Raw genomic sequence first — 18,466 nt, forward strand, 5'->3', positions numbered from 1 at the left:
CACCGCCCTACAAACCCAGCTACGCTTGCACATCAAACAGCGCCAGTTCATGCATTCGACGCGTTCACGGCTCAATTCCAAAGGTGCAAACCCAGATTGAGCCCCACACCCGTTGAGGAATGCAGGCATGGCTCTACTTAACCAAGTTTCTGATATCTGCAAGCGTCTGGCGCCCTTTGGCTGGCGCAACTTATTGCTTCGCCACGGCCTCGACATACTTGCGCCCACGCTTGAAAACGAACTGGGTAAAACGCTGAATCCAGACCGAACACGCCCAGGCTTTGAAGACTTCGCCTTGAGCGGAACACGGGGCATTGAACCCGGCAAACCCGCCGCCAGCCTGCTCTACCACGCACTGGCCAGCCCCAACGTGACAACCGACGCCAGCGGCAACCCACTCCTGGCTTACCCCACGCCGGCAGAACTCGAAACCGTCCTCACCTACGTGTATGGCCGCCAGCCGCCCAGCCTTGCGCAATTGACGGCGCGCGCCAGTGGGCGGCCCATGGCGGTGGTGGTCTTCGCGGTCGAGTATCGCCCGGCGCCCGACACCGTGCACAAGGTGCAGGCCGATCTGTGTTTTTCACGCTCCGGGCTGGCACGGGTGGGCTCTACGGCCCCTTTGTACGACGCAAAAAGCAGAGGTTTCCTGCCGTTTGTAGAAGAGGACAATTTTGCTATTCGAGTGCTGCCGGCAAGGTACAGCGCCTATGTCGCGGTCCAGCTCAAAGGCGACCGCACCCGCTTCGGGCCCATGCGCTTTGGCGCCGATGACGCCACCCACGATTTCTGGGTGCCCCTGCACAAACTGTTCAACGGCAACGAGTGCATCGCCGGCATGACACTGGCCGTTGAACTCCAAGCACAGCACAGAAACGAGAAACTACGCCACATACATCTGGCGCTGGGGTCAGGGTCGGGCTGGGCAGAACCCCATATCAGCCAACCGCCCTTCGTCATCACCCAAGGCCTCGCAGACTGGCTGCCCGAGCAAACGTATGGCCAAGGATTAATGGCGGCCACCCCCCATAAATATCTGACTGAAGCCGCTCAATACCAAGGCAAGCCGTTGACGTTCAACGTGCCTGCCAACCCCGCACTTCTGGCTTCCAGCCTGACACTTCCCGAAAACGCTTCGCAATTCGTGCATATTCGCCACAAAGTCGATGACGCCGGCAACATCACCAATCTCAATCGCCGGTCAGACATGCGGGCCGAGTTAACCAAGGGCAGTTTCAAAGCCTTGCATTATCTGGACTTCACCGCCGATGGCCGGATTCAAGCCCAATGCACAGCGCTGGACGCCGCCATTCCACAACGCATGGCCGCCTATTCGCTGATCTGCCCGCCGGACTTCTACCCTCTGTGCGCGCAGCGGCACTTGGTTGAATGGCTTGAAGACCTCGACCCGGATCTTCCGGGCACACTCTTCAAAACACAACCGCGATGCCTGTCCGACTCTCGTTACCCGGCCAATATCCAGTCTTTTCCTGCGTCCTTTTCCAGTACGGACGTCAGCATGACCGCGATTGTTGCCCAATTTGATGCCACGCCCGCACCGACCACGCCCCAGCCAAAAGTTGCTTCTGCGCAGTGCGCATCGTGTCTTCCTGATGCAGGCGCTGGGGTATTTGCGCCGGGCTGGGACGTTGCCACCGCTGTTCACAGAAGCGCCTCGGGCGACGTAAGACACTTGGCGACTTACAGGCTGGCCAGCCCATTTGCCGAGGATGCCAAGCTTTGCGCGGCATTAAGCTCATTTTGGCCCGCTGTTGCACCGGACTCAGCACAGTCCTATGAGCCTGATGGCATCGCCGGCCCGACCATCAAGCCGATGCGGGATCAGGAGGTCGGCAAAAATGCCGGTTTGCCCTGGGACGGCGTAGCCGCAGCTAAGAGCTATATCGCCAATAACGCAACACACAGGGCCTTCGAATCCTTCTTCTACGTCGACTACGTAGAAAACGCACTCAATGGAAAGTTTTCGCTGGCGATGACAGGCAAAGTCGACACTCAGGAATATCAACGGCGTATCGATGCCTTCCGGCGAGTCAGGCTTTCCGTGGAAGAGTCCGACAGGGCTCCGCGCTGGCATATCGACTCGTTCACCCCTGCAACGCCGGGTGACGCCCAAGTAGTGACGCTCAATACGAACGTGTCAGTGTCGCCCAATGACACGGGTTATCGATTCAAAATGTTCCGCTATTTACCGGCTCGATCACCCGCGTTCGACCAAGTGCGAATCCAACTGACCGACACGTATACCTACCTGGTATGGCCAAACGTTATGTTGCGCCAACGGGGGATTGAGCGGTGGGAGCACATTCAAGAAACCCCAGACCAAACACCATGAATCATTATGACGTGATCATCATAGGCGCCGGCCCGGCAGGTTGCGCGGCAGCCATTTGTTGCGCGCAACAGGGCCTGAAAGTAGCGCTTGTTGAGCGCCTGCTGTTTCCGCGCCCACGCCCGGGTGAAACCTTGCACCCCGGTATAGAACCGCTGCTCCAGCAATTGGGCGTGGCTGAAAACGTCCGCGGCGATGCCTTCATCCGCCCCACGGGCACCTGGGTACAGTGGGATCAGGAACGCCGCTTTGTTCCTTTTGGCGAAGATAAAGACGGGCCGTGGCGAGGGTTTCAAATCCCCAGGGCAACGCTGGATGGGTTGCTGTTGAATCAAGCAATCGCATTAGGCGTGCATGCCCTGCAACCTTGTCAGGCAAAGGCCGTGCTGCTGGAAAAAGATCGCGTGGTGGGCATTCGGACCCAGACAGAGAAGTTGTTTTGCAGGCACCTTGTCGATGCCAGTGGCGCGCATGGTTGGCTGGCACGCCAACTGGGGCTGACATCGCATCGCTACTCCGCACCGTTGACGGCGGTGTATGGCTATAAGCGAGGAACGGTTGAAGAGACTGCGCTGGGCATCTTCGCTGATCGAGCAGGCTGGTACTGGACGGCTCACATCGGCCAGGGGCTCTATCACTGGACGCGCCTGCGCTTTGCGCAAGACAAGCTGCCCAAGGCATCGGCTGTGCCGGCCGGTTTTGACCAACTGGCGTGTGAAGGCGCGATCCAGGGTGCCGATGTCACCTGGCGAATCTGCGACCAAGCGGCCGGCAATGGGTATTTCATCATAGGAGACGCAGCCACCGTGTTGGACCCTGGCGCCTCTCACGGCGTACTCAAGGCCCTGATGTCGGGAATGATGGCGGCCCACTGTATTGTCGATGAACGTGCCAGCCCAGTGCATGGACAGGCCATTTCGCTTCAATATTGCCAATGGCTACGGGATTGGTTTGAACACGACGTGAAAAAAATGCGCGAGTTTTACTCCGCTCATCCATTCCCTCCTTCTTGGCTGCAATCGCCTTCAGCCAATAGCGTTGCGAACCACCAGCAAGAGTAGAAAATGCAACGGGTACAGGGCATAGGCCCAGCGGCGCATGGGAGGTGGCGCGGCGTGCTTGCCGTGTCGCAAAACGAGCAGCCCCGCCAAGGGCGCGATCAGGCAAGCAGCCAGCCCAAGCATCGCAATCAAGCTGGCGCTATTGAGCAGAATCTGCCATTGGTTAGCGGCCACACACACCAAGCCGGGTAATACGCTGAAATACCATGGGCGGCTGAACACCAGCAGCATGGCCAGCGGCAACAAAACTCCGAAAAATCCAAACATCAACTGCGTGGAAAAAACCGCGGCCAATGTGAAGGCGATCAGCGCCAAACCTCGATCAACAAGCGCCTTCTGCTGCCATCCTCGAGCAATCAGCAGGCCCAGCGCCAAGGTCGGCAATACGTTCAACGTATCGGCATCGTCGACAAATAGCCGGTACGGCACTTCACTGATCACACTGAACAGCAACAACCAACCCAAGTAGCGCCATTGGCCGGTCACGGGTGCGTTTCGAACCCGATGCAAATTGGCTGCAATCGCCATGCAAAACCAGGGGAACGCCAGGCGCCCCGGTACATACAAGCCATCCAGGCTCAGCCCGACGTAGCGCAGATGGTCCAGCACCATGCTCAGCAGCGCCAGCCACTTGAGCAAATCCAGAGCGCCATCACGGACGCGTCCGACAGGCATCGTTTGAGTACCGTGCATAATTCCCCAGTGACTTTGCATTTACAGTGCGTGCGCACTTCGGACAATCTTGGTTACAGTGCGCACCAACATCGACCACAGGAATGGGCCATGACCGACAAGAGCCAACAATTCGCCAGCGACAACTATTCCGGCATCTGCCCGGAAGCCTGGGCCGCCATGGAACTCGCCAACCAGGGCCATCAACGCGCCTACGGCGATGATGAATGGACCCACCGCGCTGCCGACGGTTTCCGTAAGTTGTTCGAAACCGACTGCGAAGTATTCTTCGCCTTCAACGGCACCGCCGCCAACTCCCTGGCGTTGTCCTCGCTGTGCCAGAGCTACCATAGCGTGATTTGCTCGGAAACCGCCCACGTTGAAACCGACGAGTGCGGCGCGCCGGAGTTTTTCTCCAACGGCTCCAAGCTGCTCACTGCGCGCACCGAAAACGGCAAGCTGACCCCGGAGTCGATCCGCGAGATCGCCCTCAAGCGCCAGGACATTCACTACCCCAAGCCGCGCGTGGTCACCCTGACCCAAGCCACCGAAGTCGGCAGCGTGTACACCCCGGAAGAAATCCGCGCGATCAGCGTCACCTGCAAAGAGTTGGGCCTGAACCTGCACATGGACGGCGCACGCTTCTCCAATGCCTGCGCGTTCCTGGGCTGCTCACCGGCAGACCTGACCTGGAAAGCCGGCGTAGACGTGCTGTGCTTTGGCGGCACGAAAAACGGCATGGCGGTGGGTGAGGCGATCCTGTTCTTCAACCACAAGCTGGCTGAAGACTTCGATTACCGCTGCAAACAGGCCGGCCAGCTGGCGTCGAAAATGCGCTTCCTCTCCGCGCCCTGGGTAGGCTTGCTGGAAAACGACGCCTGGCTCAAACACGCCCGCCACGCCAACCACTGCGCACAATTGCTGAGCAGCCTGGTGGCGGATATTCCCGGCGTCGAGTTGATGTTCCCGGTACAGGCCAACGGCGTGTTCCTGCAGCTCTCGGAAGCGGCCATCGAGGCACTGACGGCCAAGGGCTGGCGCTTCTACACCTTCATCGGCAAAGGCGGCGCGCGCTTCATGTGTGCGTGGGATACCGAGGAAGAGCGCGTAAGAGAATTAGCTGCGGATATTAGGAAAGTGATGAGCGCCTAAGCGCGACGAATACTGGCGGATTGCCGAGAATGTTATTTGGTGTTTCCGACAGCATCTAACCCTATTTTCATCGACTAGCCTACTGGAACCCGGAAGGAAAAGGCCGCTGCAGCGGCCACCTTTCGGGCACAACTGCCTGCCGAATAATCGGCCGGAAACGGAAATCCAGCAGAAGGTTAGACCATGGAAAATCAATGCTACAACCTAAACACACGACAAGGCGGCAGCCTGAGCGACACGTTCGTAAGTTGGGACGAATTCAGGAAACTGGCAAACGTCGGTGACACCATCAGGGAGCCTTCGAGAACCCTGACCATCTATGAAAAAGCCTTCGAATTGACAGCCTCAGGCGATCAATTCTCCATCCAGCTCTTTGCACGTTAACAACTAAGGACCGCGTCGCAGACTCATGACCTGCAACGCGGAACCGACCTGAGTGATCGTTCCCACGCGGAGCGACACTGATCGTTCCCACGCTCCGCGTGGGAATGCATCCCCGGACGCTCCGCGTCCACGCCACACCTCGACTCAAGGACGAATAGATGGGCAGAAGCCGCTACGTCATCACCGAACCCGAAAAACCGCACTTCCTAACGTGCACTGTCATGGAGTGGCTACCGCTGTTTACCCGCGACTACCTCGTGGGCCATCTCCTGGAGTGTTGGCGATATCAGCAAAAGCACCATGCGCTAAGCCTATTTGGCTACGTCATTCTTGAAAACCACCTGCACTTCGTCGCCCAAGCGCCTGACCTGTGCAAGTGCGTCAGTCAATTCAAATCCTTCACCGCGCGTACCATCATTGATGACCTGCAAAGCAAAGGTGCCGAGCGGGTGTTACAACGCCTGCGCTTCAGCAAACGCGCACACAAGGCAGACCGGGTTTATCAGCTTTGGCAGGAAGGCTCACATGCCGAATTGGTGTACAGCGAGACAGTGATGCGCCAAAAACTGGATTACATCCATTGCAACCCCGTAAAGCGAGGCTATGTGGACTTGGCCGAGCACTGGCGATATTCCAGCGCCCGTAATTACGCGGGAAGTGAGGGTTTAATAGACATACAACGGTGGTGCTGATGATCGTTCCCACGCTCTGCGTGGGAATGCAGCCCGTGACGCTCCGCGTCACAACTGGAAACGGAACGCGGAGCGTCCCAGGAGGCATTCCCACGCGGAGCGTGGGAACGATCGAGCGCGGTTAATCAGAACTCGATGCGCACATCACCCTTCGGCACGCTGCAGCACGACAGGATGTAGCCTTCGGCTTCGTCCTCTTCCGTGATCCCGCCGTTGTGGTCCATCTCGACCTCCCCGCCCAGTTTCATCACCTTGCAGGTGCCGCAAATCCCCATGCCACAGGCTTTCGGAATCAGCAGCCCAAGCTTGGCTGCCGCCGCGTGCACGGTTTCGCCCGGCGCCACACGGATGCTTTTGCCCGAGGCGATGAATTCCACCTGATGCAGGTCCGCCAGGTCGATTTCCGGGGCGTCGGCGGCTTGTTCGGCTTGCTCCACGGCGTCGGCACGCGCTTCGGGCGGCGTGGCGCCGAAGGATTCCTCGTGATAGCGCGCCATGTCGAAGCCCGCGGCTTCCAGCAGGCGTTTCACCGCGTTCATGTACGGCGTAGGGCCGCAGCAGAACACTTCGCGTTCGAGGAAGTCCGGCACCATCAATTCGAGCATCTTGTGGTTCAGGTAGCCGCGATAACCGGCCCAGGGCTCACCCAACCCGTGTTTTTCGCAGATCAGGTGCAGGCTGAAGTTATCGATCCGCGACGCCATGTGTTCCAGCTCGCGGTGGTAAATGATGTCTTTGGGTGAGCGGGCGCTGTGGATAAAGGTCATGTCGACATTGGCGTTGGTGTCGTAATACCAACGCGCCATGGACATCACCGGCGTGATGCCGACGCCGCCGCTGAGGTAGAGGACTTTGGGGTTGCTGAAGTCGATGGCATTGAACAACCCGACCGGCCCGTGCACCGCCAGCTCCTGGCCCTCATGCAGCGTGTCGTGCAGCCAGTTGGAGACCTTGCCGCCCGGCACGCGCTTGATCGTTACCGAAAAGCTGTACGGCACCGACGGTGAACTGGAAATAGTGTAGGAGCGCATGATCGGCTGGCCGTCGATTTCCAGCTCCAGGGTGACGAATTGTCCCGGCTTGAAAAAAAACAGGATCGGCTGGTCGGCCATAAAGCAGAAGGTGCGCACGTCCCAGGTTTCCTGGATGACTTTGACGCAACGGACGATGTGCCGACCATTGGCCCAGGTCTGGGTGGTTACCGGATTCAGGAAGCTGTTGGACATGCTGTTCTCCGCAGCCGTATATCGGCCTGATGGTGGCGATTCTGCGTAACGCGAGAACCACCCATTTACCTATCTGCGACATTCACATACTTATCGCGACCAGCCCCCATACCACGGGGGTTGCGCGTCGGGATCAGAGTGGGCCATGTCGTTAATGGACAAGGTTCTGGCCTTTGCCGGGCCCACACTCGCTCCCAACAACTACGCTTTCTTTACGCCTTGCTGCAAAACCTGATTAGTCACTTTTCGCCGGCCACACAGAATGGCCCTGAGGACACACACGATGGACGTCACCGCAACCTTAAGCTTGGGCGATCCGCTGGAACCCGCACGCAAGGCCACCGCGCAAATGCTGCAAGAGCGCGAACGCACCTTTTCGCTGCCGCAGCCGTTTTACTCTGACGAGCGGCTGTTTGATATCGACATGCAGGAGATCTTCCAGAAAGAGTGGTTGATCGCCGGCATGACCTGCGAGATCCCCACCAAGGGCAACTACCTGACCCTGCAAGTGGGCAAGAACCCGATCATCGTGATCCGTGGCGCCGACGGCGTGGTGCATGCGTTCCATAACGTGTGCCGCCACCGTGGCTCGCGTTTGTGCACCAGCGACAAGGGCAAGGTCGCCAAACTCGTCTGCCACTACCACCAGTGGACCTACGAACTGGACGGCCGCCTGCTGTTCGCCGGCACCGAAATGGGCGCCGACTTCGACATGAAGCAGTACGGTTTGAAACCCGTGAACGTGAAGACCGCCGGCGGTTATATCTTCATCAGCCTGGCCGAGAACCCACCGGCCATCGATGACTTCCTGTCGACGCTGAACCACTACATGGAACCGTACGACATGGAAAACACCAAGGTGGCGATCCAGACCACCTTGTTCGAAAAAGCCAACTGGAAGCTGGTGCTGGAAAACAACCGCGAGTGCTACCACTGCAACGCGTCGCACCCGGAACTGTTGAAAACCCTGCTGGAGTGGGACGACGTCACCGACCCGCGCGCCGACCAGGCCTTCAAGGACCACGTCGCCGCGTCGGCCGCCGCCTGGGACGCGGAAAAAATCCCTTACGCCCACGCCAGCTTCGGCTTGCGTAACCGTATCGTGCGCATGCCGCTGCTCAAGGGCACCGTATCGATGACCCTCGACGGCAAGCAAGGCTGCAATAAGCTGATGGGCCGCATCAAGAACCCGGACCTGGGCTCGATGCGCATCCTGCACCTGCCCCACTCCTGGAACCACTGCATGGGCGATCACATCATCGTGTTCACTGTGTGGCCGATCAGCGCCCAGGAAACCATGGTCACCACCAAGTGGATCGTGCACAAGGACGCCGTCGAAGGCGTGGACTACGACGTGGAGCGCATGCGCAAAGTGTGGGACGCCACCAACGACCAGGACCGTCGCCTGGCCGAAGAAAACCAGCGCGGGATCAATTCCACCGCTTACCAGCCAGGGCCGTACTCCCAGACCTATGAGTTTGGCGTGGTGAACTTTGTGGATTGGTACAGCGAGCGCTTGCTGAGCAACCTGGGGGCGGCGCCGGCGCCTTACCTCAAGGGCGTAGCCGTTCACGAGTAACTGACACACGACCGATCAAAATGTGGGAGCCAGCTCCCACATTGGATATCACCCGTGTTCAAATTTTGATCAAACCTTTCGCAGGCCGCTGCCGCCCGGCCCTCCAGCCTTCGCCTAACAACTTATCCACAAAGCCACCCACAGCAATTGTGGGCAAGTGCGTTTCCACCTGAAAATAAATGAAGAAAATCCGTGACTTATTCACTTCACGCGATTTTAACAGCCACTGATCATTTATTAACCAAAGCGTTGAAAGCCACGGATTACGTGCCCTGTAGCACTACGCAAACACCTTATCCACAGAAGCACCAACAGACTTTGGGTACAACTTTCGCGGCGCTGTGGAAAACCACGTCAACGCTTGATAAATCGGGGTATTCAGGGTTTTCATCGGGTAAATAACGCGAATTGATCATATTTTAACCAGATCACTGCAAGCCCCTGTTTATATGGGCTGTAGACGGTAGCAAACATCTTATCCACAGAAGCGCCAACAGACTTTGGGGGCAAGTCTGCCTTGAGCAATGAACAGGTTTGTGAAAAAACCCAAGGAAAAACCGTCAGTTAGCCTGGTTGTTTTTCGTACAGTGGGCTGTAGGGCTTGATTTACCGGGGCTGTGGACAATCGCGAACAGGTTATCCACAGACGGGTCAACAGGGATTGTGGGTAAGACCACAAATACCGCAGATCTAATGTGGGAGCGGGCTTTTCTGTGGGAGCCGGGCTTGCCCGCGATGCAGGCAACTCGGTTTATCAGTTAGACCGAAGTGATGCTATCGCAGGCAAGCCAGCTCCCACAGGGAATCAGCGCACCACGCCTTCTTCGATGAGCAGCTTGAGAATGGCTTCAGCACCCGCCTCAGGGCTCAGCCCTTTGAGCACCTGCCCACCGCCACCACTGGCCTTGGCCGTGGCCGCCTTCATACGATCCGCACCACTCTTGGCCTTGATCACCTTGAGGCGCTTGGGCCGTGGCTTGGCCGGTTGCAGCAGCGCAGCTGTGAATAACTCGTCGTGTTCAATCTCCACCTCATGGGCCGCCAACTCGCCGCGCTGCGCCGGGCCGTAGGCACTCTGCCGTGGCTTGGGCGCGGCGTTATCCACCGTGGCCAGAAACGGCAAACGCACTTTCAAGCGCCGCCGCTGCCCGCGCGGTAACGCCTGCAGCACGTGGGCCACGCCGGCATCGATAGACTCCACCTGCGCCAGCCCCACAATCAGCGGCCAGCCCAGTTGCTCGGCCAGCAGGAACGGCAACATGCCCGAGCCCTCGCCGGTTTCCGCCTGGCTGCCGGTGAGCACCACTTGGGCGCCGGCGTCGCGCAGGTAATCACTGAGCACCGGCAAGGCGTCAGCACCTGCCGGCTGTTCCAGCACATGCAACTGTGGCAAGCCCATGCCCAGGTAGCTGCGCAATGTGGGCTCATGGATATTGCCTGCATGCAGCACCTGCAACTTATCCCCAGCCATCTGCAAGCCCAGCTCGACAGCACGGGCATCTTGCTCGGCGCGGCGTGGGCGGCCTGAGGTCGGGTGGGCGCCGATGGACACCAAGCTGATTACATTCGTCGTCATGGTCATGTCCTTAAGCCGCATCGCGCTTGGCGCCATTGCGGTGGGCCTCGACCGCAGTGATCAAGGCTTGCAGAATCGCGGCGCTGTCGCCGATCACCGACAGGTCGGCACGCTTGATCATGTCGCAGCCCGGGTCCAGGTTGATTGCCACCACCTTGTCGCAGGCACCGATGCCTTGCAGGTGCTGGATCGCCCCGGAAATGCCCACGGCCACGTAAACCCGCGCCGTGACCCAGGTGCCGCTGGCGCCGACCTGGCGCTCACGCGCCATAAAGCCATCGTCCACCGCCACCCGCGAGGCACCTTCGGTAGCGCCCAGTGCAGCGGCGGTCTGGTGGAACAGTGCCCAGTCCTTCACGCCGTTGCCGCCGGAGAAAATAAACTCCGCCTCGGCCATAGGAATTGCGCCTGGGTCGACGGCCACCGCACCGAGATCTTCGATACGCGGCAAGCGGCGCGCCAAGGCTGTGGATAACTCCATGGGCAACACTTCGTGGCGCGTTTCGCTGACGGGATCAGCGCATTCGGCCGCGGCGAGAATCAGGCGCGGCAGCGGCCGAGCCAAGTCTTCCTGGCCCGCACCGGCGCGGCCGAGGCACTCATCGCCCTTGATCTGCCAGACCCGTGTGGCCGGGCGCTCCTTAAGGCTCGCGGCAAAACGCCGTCCCAACTCGCCACCCCCGCTGCGGCTGTCGGGCAGCAGCCAATGGCGTGGGTTGAACTGGTTATCCACAGCCCGCAGGCCTTGCACGCGTTGTTCCGGTGAATAACCGTCGAATGCGTGGCCGTCCAGCACTAACAGGCGGTCAACACCCGCCGTGGCAAACGCACTTTCTTTGTGTTCACCAAACACCACCGCCAGCACCGCGCCGTCGCTGCCGGCGAGTTGCCGCGCCAGGCCGAGCACGTCGCGGTCGTGGCTGCTCAGGCGGCCGCCGACCATGTCCGGCACTACGCTGATGTAGAACGCCGGTGCTGTCACCTGATGCAGCGGCACCTGCACCTCCACCGCCGCCGTACGCTTGGCCGCGCCACCCTGCTGGGCGCCGCTGCGGTCGATGCGCTTGATGCCGTTGGGGCCGATAAAACCGATGCCATGCAGGTTCTTGCGGATGACGCCGTTGGGCCCCATCCAACTGTGTTGCAGCGGCTGCATGGCTGCATGCAACGGGTGCAGGCGGTTGCGGGCGATCCATTCGGCCCGTGGGTCGCGGCGGATAATGTCGCTCATCAATGCACCTCCGCAGGTTCACGCTTTGTCGGGGCTTGGGTCGGTGCGGCCTCGTCCAACAACGCATCGGCGACCAGTTCGGCGATGTCCTTGATCAACGGACGCGGTTCCACGACGCCTTCAAGCATCGCCGTACATTGCGGGCAACCCACGGCCACCAGCTCGGCGCCAGTCTCGCGGATGTCTTCCATGCGCATGTCCGGGATACGTTGCTTGCCGGGAATGTCAGTGATCGGTGCACCGCCGCCGCCACCGCAGCAGCGTGAACGCAAGCCCGAGCGTTGCATCTCCTTGACCTCGATCCCCAGCGCGCGCAGCACTTGGCGCGGCGCCTCGTATTCGCCGTTGTAGCGGCCCAGGTAACAAGGGTCGTGATAGGTCACGCTGTTGCCCTTGTGCTGGCCCAGGTTCAGCGCGCCGTCGCCGATCAGTTCGGCCATAAACGTGCTGTGATGCTGCACCACGTAGTTGCCGTTAAAGGCGCCGTACTCGTTTTTCAATACGTGGAAGCTGTGCGGGTCGCAGGTGACGATGCGCTTGAAGCTGTACTTGGCCAACGTCTGGATATTGCGCGTGGCCAACAGTTGGAACGTGGCTTCATCGCCCAGGCGGCGCGCGACGTCGCCGCTGTCGCGCTCTTCCAGGCCGAGTACCGCAAAGTCGACCTTGGCCGCTTTGAGCACTTTGACGAACGCGCGCAGGGTGCGCTGGTTGCGCATATCGAAGGCACCGTCGCCAACCCAGAACAACACATCGGCGCTGCCTTTTTCGCTGAACAACGGCAGGTTCAAATCCGCCGCCCAGTTCAGGCGACCGCCCGGGGCGAAACCGCCGGGGTTGTCGGTGGCGATCAGGTTTTCGAGGACTTCGGCGCCCTTGTTCGGGGTGGCGCCTTTTTCCAGGGTGAGGTGGCGGCGCATGTCGACGATGGCGTCCACGTGCTCGATCATCATTGGGCACTCTTCCACGCAGGCTCGGCAGGTGGTGCACGACCACAGGGTCTCGGCATCCACCAGGCCGTTGACGATCGGCTGGTGCGGGTTGCCGCTGTGTTCGCCGATGGGTTTGCCCCCGCCGTTAATTGATGGATACGGGCTGCCGGCGAACTGGGCATCGGTGCCGCCCGCCAGGCCGACCACCATGTCCTGGATCAGCTTTTTCGGGTTCAACGGCTGGCCGGCGGCGAACGCCGGGCATGCAGCTTCGCACTTGCCGCACTGCACGCAGGCGTCGAAGCCGAGCAGTTGGTTCCAGGTGAAATCCTTGGGTTTTTCCACGCCCAGAGGCGCGGTTTTGTCGCTCAAGTCCAGCGGTTTCAGGCCGGTAGAACGGCCGCCACCAAAACGTTCGGCGCGGCGGTGCCAGGCCAGGTGCAGGGCACCGGCGAAGGCGTGTTTCATCGGGCCGCCCCAGGTCATGCCGAAGAACATCTCGCTCACGCCCCACAGCACGCCCACGCTCAATAGCGCGGCAAGCAGCCAGCCGCCGAAGTCAGCAGGCAGGATTCCGGCCACCGGCAAGGTCACCAGGAAGAAGCTCACCGAGAACGCCATCAGGCTTTTCGGCAGGCGCATCCACGGACCTTTCGACAGGCGTGACGGTGGGTTACGCCGACGCAGGTAGACGAACGTGGCGCCGACAAACATCAGCACCGAAGCCAGCAGCAAGGCATAGCCGAGGATGCGGTTATGCAGGCCGAAACCGTGCACCAGAATCGCCAGCAACGCCGACAGCACAAAGCCCAGGGCGGTGGCGACGTGGGTGTTGGCGATGTATTTGTCGCGGGCGACCACGTGGTGCAGGTCGACCATGTAGCGCTTGGGCATGGCCAGCAGGCCGCCAAGCAAATCGACTTTGGAGGCGCGGCCACGGCGCCACATGTTCACCCGGCGCAGGGCGCCGAGGGCGGCAAGGCCCAGGGCGGTAAACAGCAGGATGGGAAGAAGGATGTTCAACATGGTGAAGCTCCCAAAGACCTCGGGGTCAATGATCGTCCCCACGCTCTGCGCAGGGATGCATCCTGTGACGCTCTGCGTCACGACCTTAAGAGCGGACGCGGAGCGCCCAGGGCGGCATTCCCACGCGGAGCGTGGGAACGATCAAGTGGGTCAGAAATCCTTGCACAGGCGCAGGGCGTCATAGATCGCGGCGTGGGTATTACGCTGCGCCACACAGTCACCGATGCGGAACAGCAAGTACCCCTCACCCGGCTCGCTCAGGCACGGCTGCGGCTTGATCGCGAACAAGGCTTCGATGTCCATCTGGCCTTTGTTGCGCGAACCTTCCTTGAGCCCGTAGTAGATCTCTTCATCCGGGCGCACGCCGTTCTCGACAACAACCTGATCGACCACACGCTCTTCCTTGGCGCCGGTGTATTCGTTCTCCAGTACGGCCACCAGTTTGTCGCCTTCGCGGTAGACCTTTTCCAGCATCATGTCGCCGGTCATGATCACTTCTTTGGGGTACATGCTGCGGTAGTAGGTCGGGAACGACGTACCGCCGATGGCCACGCCCGGCTTGATGTCGTCGGTGACGATCTCGACCTGGCTGCCTTTGTCCGCCAGGAAATCCGCCACCGACATGCCGGTGAATTCGCAGATGGTGTCGTAGACCAGCACGTTCTTGCCCGGCGCGACTTTGCCGTCGAGCACGTCCCAACTGCTCACCACCAAACCTTCAGCGGCGCCCCAGTGTTCGTTCTGCTCCAGGAACGGATGACCACCCACCGCCAGCACCACCACGTCAGGGCGCAGGTCGAGGATGGTCGCCGCGTCTGCCGCCACGCCCAGGCGCAGGTCGACGTTCAGGCGTGCCAGTTCCAGTTGGAACCAGCGAGTAATGCCGGCAATCTGGTCGCGCTGCGGCGCCTTGGAAGCGGTGGTGATTTGCCCACCGATAAATTCTTTCTTCTCGAACAGTGTCACGTCGTGGCCACGTTCGGCGGCAACCCGCGCCGCTTCCATCCCGGCAGGGCCGGCACCCACCACCACGACTTTGCGTTTGGGCCCGGTGGATTTCTCGATGATGTGCGGCACGCCCATGTATTCACGGGACGTGGCGGCGTTCTGGATGCACAGCACGTCCAGGCCTTGGTACTGACGGTCGATGCAGTAGTTGGCGCCGACACACTGCTTGATCTGGTCGATCTGGCCCATCTTGATCTTGGCGATCAGGTGCGGGTCGGCGATGTGGGCGCGGGTCATGCCGACCATGTCCACGTAGCCGCCTTCCAGAATACGCGTGGCCTGGTTCGGGTCCTTGATGTTCTGCGCATGCAGCACCGGGGCCTTGACCACTTCCTTGATGCCGGCCGCCAAGTGCAGGAAGGGCTCCGGTGGATAACTCATGTTGGGGATAACGTTGGCCAGGGTGTTGTGGGTGTCGCAACCCGAACCCACCACGCCGATGAAGTCCAGCATGCCGGTGTCGTCGTAATACTTGGCGATCTGCTTCATGTCCTCGTGGGACAAGCCGTCCGGGTGGAATTCATCGCCGCACAAACGGATGCCGACGCAGAAATCCGGGCCGACTTCCTTGCGCACGGCCTTCAATACTTCCAGGCCGAACCGCATGCGGTTTTCAAAGCTGCCGCCCCATTCGTCGGTGCGCTTGTTGACCCGTGGGCTCCAGAACTGGTCGATCATGTGCTGGTGCACCGCCGACAGTTCCACGCCGTCCAGGCCACCGGCTTTCGCCCGCGCCGCAGCCGTGGCGTAGTTGCCAATCACGCGCCAGATTTCTTCCGGTTCGATGGTTTTGCAGGTGGCGCGGTGCACCGGCTCGCGGATACCCGACGGCGACAGCAGGGTCGGCCAATGCTCGCCATCCCAGCGCGAGCGGCGGCCCATGTGGGTAATCTGGATCATGATCTTGGCGCCATGCTTGTGCATGGCATCGGCCAGGTTCTGGAAGTGCGGGATGATCCGGTCATCCGCCAGGTTCACCGACTTCCACCAGCCTTGCGGGCTGTCGATGGCCACACTGGAAGAACCGCCGCAGATCGCCAGGCCGATCCCGCCCTTGGCTTTCTCTTCGTAGTACTTCACATAGCGGTCGGTGGTCATGCCGCCGTCGGTGGCATACACCTCGGCATGGGCGGTACTGAGCACGCGGTTGCGGATGGTCAGTTTGCCGATCTGGATCGGCGCGAACATTGCTTCGAAAGCCATGGCACGGTTCCTCGACTTACAACGGCTTGACGGTGAACAGGCCGTCGTCGTGGCCCTCTTCGGAGCCTCCGTAGACTTGCTCGGCCACGGTGCGGATCTTGCTGCCACGCGCCTGCAGAATCTGGTCCATGGCGCCAGCAAACCAGCCGGTAAACATGTAGTCGACCTTGCGCCCGACCTTGCCGTACACGTAGACGAATGCCGAGTGTTCGAGCTTGACGCTGGCGGTGCCTTTGTCGAGGTCGATGTCCTGGATCTTGAACAGGCCCCAACCGCGTTGCGACAGGCGTTTCATGTAGTGCTCAAACACCGCGACGCCTTCCAGGCCGTGGCATTCCGCTTCTTTTTCACACCAGTGCCAGGCAGATTTGTAGCCGGCCTTGTAGAGGATTTCGGCGTAGGCATCAGCGCCCAGTACTTCTTCGATACCCATATGGTTATTGACGAAGAAATGCCGCGGTACGTACAGCATCGGCAGGGCGTCGGAGGTCCAGACACCGGTTTCGCTGTCGACTTCGATTGGCAATTGCGGGGCGATCTTGGCCATGGAAACTTAACTCCGAAAATTCGTTTTGAGTGCTTAACAAAGCTTTTGCTTTGCTCTTATAAACAAGCCGTGTGAATGACTTTGGAGCCGTAGCGAGCACGTCGAGAGCAAGCAAGGACCGGAGCGACAAGCGAGACAGTACGGGACGTACGGCGAGTTTGGCGCGAGGACCTGACGCAGCTATCGGCGAGCGGAGTAGGCTCCAGAGTTATTCACTCGCCCCAGACGTCTTTTAGGACATTGACCCAGTTCTCGCCCATGATCTTGCGCACCACACGCTCGCTGTGGCCGCGCTTGAGCAGGGTCTCGGTGAGGTTGGGGAACTCGCCCACGGTGCGGATGCCCAGCGGGTTGATGATCTTGCCGAAGCTGGTCAGGCGGCGGGCGTAGCCCTTGTCATGGGTCAGCATTTCGAAGAAATCCTGGCCATGGCCCTGGGTGAAGTCGGTGCCGATGCCGATGGCGTCTTCGCCGACGATGTTCATGGTGTATTCGATGGCTTCGGCGTAATCGTCGATGGTCGAATCGATGCCCTTGGCCAGGAACGGCGCAAACATGGTCACGCCGACAAAGCCGCCGTGGTCGGCAATGAACTTGAGTTCTTCATCGGACTTGTTGCGCGGGTGCTCTTTAAGGCCGGACGGCAAGCAATGGGAGTAGCACACCGGTTTTTTCGATTCGAGGATGACTTCTTCGCTGGTCTTGGAGCCGACGTGGGACAGGTCGCACATGATGCCGACGCGGTTCATCTCACCGACGATTTCACGGCCAAAGCCCGACAGCCCGCCGTCGCGCTCATAGCAGCCGGTGCCGACCAGGTTCTGGGTGTTGTAGCACATCTGCACCACGCCCACGCCGAGCTGCTTGAAGATCTCGACGTAGCCCAGTTGGTCTTCAAACGCATGGGCGTTCTGGAAGCCGAAGATGATGCCGGTTTTGCCCTGTTCCTTGGCTTTGCGGATGTCGGCGGTGGTTTTCACCGGGATCACCAGGTCGCTGTTCTCACGGATCAGGGTCTGGCTGGCCACGATGTTATTGATCGTAGCCTGGAAGCCTTCCCACACCGACACGGTGCAGTTGGCGGCGGTCAGGCCACCTTTGCGCATGTCCTCGAACAGGTCGCGGTTCCACTTGGCAATGATCAGCCCGTCGATAACGATGCTGTCGGCGTGCAATTGCGCTGGGCTCATCAGGCGTCCCCTTATTGGCGATTCGTGCGCCGAATCGTCTGCCGGCGCTTTGGGGCCAGCATATGCTCAGGGGCAACCTGAGCCGGGTGCAAAAACGACAGGGGAATTGCCGAAAGCGTCAATCCGCGACAAAGGGCGTCATGACACGTCTGACGGGTGACTGTTCTTTGTCTTACGCTTGAGCCAGAATTCCGCATCACCTGATATGAGACGGCGCAATGAAATCGATTTTCCTGGCTTTGGCACTCATCGCAACCGGCGTCCACGCGGCCGAAGACACCGACAGCACGCCGTGCGATGGCATCGAGAACGACAAGCAAACCCTGGAATGCGCCACCTACAACAAGACCACCGCCGAGCAATTGCTCAAGGATAACTATCAAGGCCTGCTGGAACGCATGGGTTCGACCTATGGCAGCAACAAGTCGCAACTAGCCGACATTACCGCTCGTCTGAAGGATGCCCAGCAGAAATGGGAAAAACTGCGCGACGCCGATTGCGCAGTGGACACCTTCCCGGCAGTGAATGGCAGCAAGGAGTACGCGATTGCGCAGAATGATTGCCTGGCGCGGATGAGTGATGAGCGGTCGGAGTTTTTGGAGTCGATTGGGCAGGAATAAGCGACAATCCCCGCCAC

At 60.0% G+C, this 18,466-nt stretch carries 15 protein-coding genes; 7 read left to right on the top strand and 8 right to left on the bottom strand.

Annotation, left to right across the window (positions count from 1 at the left end; all coding sequences use genetic code 11):
- Nucleotides 1-127 precede the first annotated feature (127 nt).
- Together ACA065_RS28275 and ACA065_RS28280 are read left to right on the top strand one after the other, a co-directional pair.
- Nucleotides 128-2,353 carry a hypothetical protein gene (locus tag ACA065_RS28275; RefSeq protein WP_497692411.1) on the top strand — a complete coding sequence of 742 codons (2,226 nt, stop codon included), beginning with the start codon at nt 128-130 and terminating at the stop codon, nt 2,351-2,353.
- Nucleotides 2,350-3,411, top strand: coding sequence for an NAD(P)/FAD-dependent oxidoreductase (locus ACA065_RS28280; protein WP_497692412.1), 1,062 nt, complete (start codon nt 2,350-2,352; stop codon nt 3,409-3,411). The genes ACA065_RS28275 and ACA065_RS28280 overlap by 4 nt, the downstream gene beginning before the upstream one ends.
- Here ACA065_RS28280 and ACA065_RS28285 read toward each other — a convergent pair.
- On the bottom strand, nt 3,376-4,104 hold the full coding sequence (locus ACA065_RS28285; RefSeq protein WP_497692413.1) for a TraX family protein: 729 nt from the start codon (nt 4,102-4,104) through the stop codon (nt 3,376-3,378). The two genes, ACA065_RS28280 and ACA065_RS28285, sit on opposite strands and share 36 nt — an antisense overlap.
- Before the next feature lie 90 nt (nt 4,105-4,194).
- Between ACA065_RS28285 and ACA065_RS28290 the strand changes: the two genes are divergently transcribed.
- The 3 genes from ACA065_RS28290 to ACA065_RS28300 all read left to right on the top strand — a co-directional run bounded on the left by ACA065_RS28290 (nt 4,195) and on the right by ACA065_RS28300 (nt 6,311).
- A complete protein-coding gene (locus tag ACA065_RS28290; protein ID WP_497692414.1) occupies nt 4,195-5,235 on the top strand; it encodes a threonine aldolase family protein in 1,041 nt (346 codons plus the stop codon).
- A 183-nt stretch (nt 5,236-5,418) separates the two neighbouring features.
- Nucleotides 5,419-5,619, top strand: coding sequence for a hypothetical protein (locus tag ACA065_RS28295; protein ID WP_497692415.1), 201 nt, complete (start codon nt 5,419-5,421; stop codon nt 5,617-5,619).
- Between the two features lie 158 nt (nt 5,620-5,777).
- Complete coding sequence (locus ACA065_RS28300) at nt 5,778-6,311, top strand: REP-associated tyrosine transposase (protein ID WP_497692416.1); 534 nt, start codon at nt 5,778-5,780, stop codon at nt 6,309-6,311.
- A gap of 125 nt (nt 6,312-6,436) precedes the next feature.
- Here the strand turns inward: ACA065_RS28300 and gbcB are convergent, their stop codons facing one another.
- On the bottom strand, nt 6,437-7,537 hold the full coding sequence (gene gbcB, locus ACA065_RS28305) for a glycine betaine monooxygenase reductase subunit (RefSeq protein WP_122716694.1): 1,101 nt from the start codon (nt 7,535-7,537) through the stop codon (nt 6,437-6,439).
- 283 nt (nt 7,538-7,820) lie between these two features.
- On the opposite strand from gbcB, the gene gbca reads away from it, so the two are divergent.
- Nucleotides 7,821-9,116 (top strand): glycine betaine monooxygenase oxygenase subunit, encoded by a 1,296-nt coding sequence (gene gbca, locus ACA065_RS28310; protein WP_497692417.1) that lies wholly within the window; start codon nt 7,821-7,823, stop codon nt 9,114-9,116.
- Between the two features lie 805 nt (nt 9,117-9,921).
- On the opposite strand, the gene etfB is transcribed toward gbca, so the two are convergent.
- From etfB to ACA065_RS28340, 6 genes are all read right to left on the bottom strand, one after another.
- Nucleotides 9,922-10,692, bottom strand: coding sequence for an electron transfer flavoprotein subunit beta (gene etfB, locus ACA065_RS28315; RefSeq protein ID WP_497692418.1), 771 nt, complete (start codon nt 10,690-10,692; stop codon nt 9,922-9,924).
- Between the two features lie 10 nt (nt 10,693-10,702).
- A complete protein-coding gene (gene etfA / locus ACA065_RS28320) occupies nt 10,703-11,923 on the bottom strand; it encodes an electron transfer flavoprotein subunit alpha (protein WP_497692419.1) in 1,221 nt (406 codons plus the stop codon).
- Nucleotides 11,923-13,881 carry a dimethylglycine demethylation protein DgcB gene (gene dgcB, locus ACA065_RS28325; protein WP_497692420.1) on the bottom strand — a complete coding sequence of 653 codons (1,959 nt, stop codon included), beginning with the start codon at nt 13,879-13,881 and terminating at the stop codon, nt 11,923-11,925. Before dgcB ends, etfA begins: the two co-directional genes overlap by 1 nt.
- 150 nt (nt 13,882-14,031) lie before the next feature.
- Entirely contained in the window at nt 14,032-16,092 is a 2,061-nt protein-coding gene (gene dgcA, locus ACA065_RS28330; RefSeq protein WP_201125556.1) for a dimethylglycine demethylation protein DgcA, read from the bottom strand.
- 16 nt (nt 16,093-16,108) lie between these two features.
- On the bottom strand, nt 16,109-16,639 hold the full coding sequence (locus tag ACA065_RS28335; protein ID WP_008033249.1) for a DUF5943 domain-containing protein: 531 nt from the start codon (nt 16,637-16,639) through the stop codon (nt 16,109-16,111).
- Nucleotides 16,640-16,851: 212 nt separating this feature from the next.
- A complete protein-coding gene (locus ACA065_RS28340) occupies nt 16,852-17,829 on the bottom strand; it encodes a dipeptidase (RefSeq protein WP_497692421.1) in 978 nt (325 codons plus the stop codon).
- 218 nt (nt 17,830-18,047) lie between these two features.
- Between ACA065_RS28340 and ACA065_RS28345 the strand changes: the two genes are divergently transcribed.
- Entirely contained in the window at nt 18,048-18,449 is a 402-nt protein-coding gene (locus tag ACA065_RS28345) for a lysozyme inhibitor LprI family protein (RefSeq protein WP_497692422.1), read from the top strand.
- Nucleotides 18,450-18,466 lie beyond the last annotated feature (17 nt).

This window comes from Pseudomonas sp. LBUM1640, assembly GCF_059716225.1.

Coding starts and splice junctions, on each gene's coding strand:
- ACA065_RS28275 (WP_497692411.1), top strand. CDS start 128: ATGGCTCTACTTAACCAAGTTTCTGATATCTGCAAGCGTCTGGCGCCC.
- ACA065_RS28280 (WP_497692412.1), top strand. CDS start 2,350: ATGAATCATTATGACGTGATCATCATAGGCGCCGGCCCGGCAGGTTGC.
- ACA065_RS28285 (WP_497692413.1), bottom strand. CDS start 4,104: ATGCACGGTACTCAAACGATGCCTGTCGGACGCGTCCGTGATGGCGCT.
- ACA065_RS28290 (WP_497692414.1), top strand. CDS start 4,195: ATGACCGACAAGAGCCAACAATTCGCCAGCGACAACTATTCCGGCATC.
- ACA065_RS28295 (WP_497692415.1), top strand. CDS start 5,419: ATGGAAAATCAATGCTACAACCTAAACACACGACAAGGCGGCAGCCTG.
- ACA065_RS28300 (WP_497692416.1), top strand. CDS start 5,778: ATGGGCAGAAGCCGCTACGTCATCACCGAACCCGAAAAACCGCACTTC.
- gbcB (WP_122716694.1), bottom strand. CDS start 7,537: ATGTCCAACAGCTTCCTGAATCCGGTAACCACCCAGACCTGGGCCAAT.
- gbca (WP_497692417.1), top strand. CDS start 7,821: ATGGACGTCACCGCAACCTTAAGCTTGGGCGATCCGCTGGAACCCGCA.
- etfB (WP_497692418.1), bottom strand. CDS start 10,692: ATGACGACGAATGTAATCAGCTTGGTGTCCATCGGCGCCCACCCGACC.
- etfA (WP_497692419.1), bottom strand. CDS start 11,923: ATGAGCGACATTATCCGCCGCGACCCACGGGCCGAATGGATCGCCCGC.
- dgcB (WP_497692420.1), bottom strand. CDS start 13,881: ATGTTGAACATCCTTCTTCCCATCCTGCTGTTTACCGCCCTGGGCCTT.
- dgcA (WP_201125556.1), bottom strand. CDS start 16,092: ATGGCTTTCGAAGCAATGTTCGCGCCGATCCAGATCGGCAAACTGACC.
- ACA065_RS28335 (WP_008033249.1), bottom strand. CDS start 16,639: ATGGCCAAGATCGCCCCGCAATTGCCAATCGAAGTCGACAGCGAAACC.
- ACA065_RS28340 (WP_497692421.1), bottom strand. CDS start 17,829: ATGAGCCCAGCGCAATTGCACGCCGACAGCATCGTTATCGACGGGCTG.
- ACA065_RS28345 (WP_497692422.1), top strand. CDS start 18,048: ATGAAATCGATTTTCCTGGCTTTGGCACTCATCGCAACCGGCGTCCAC.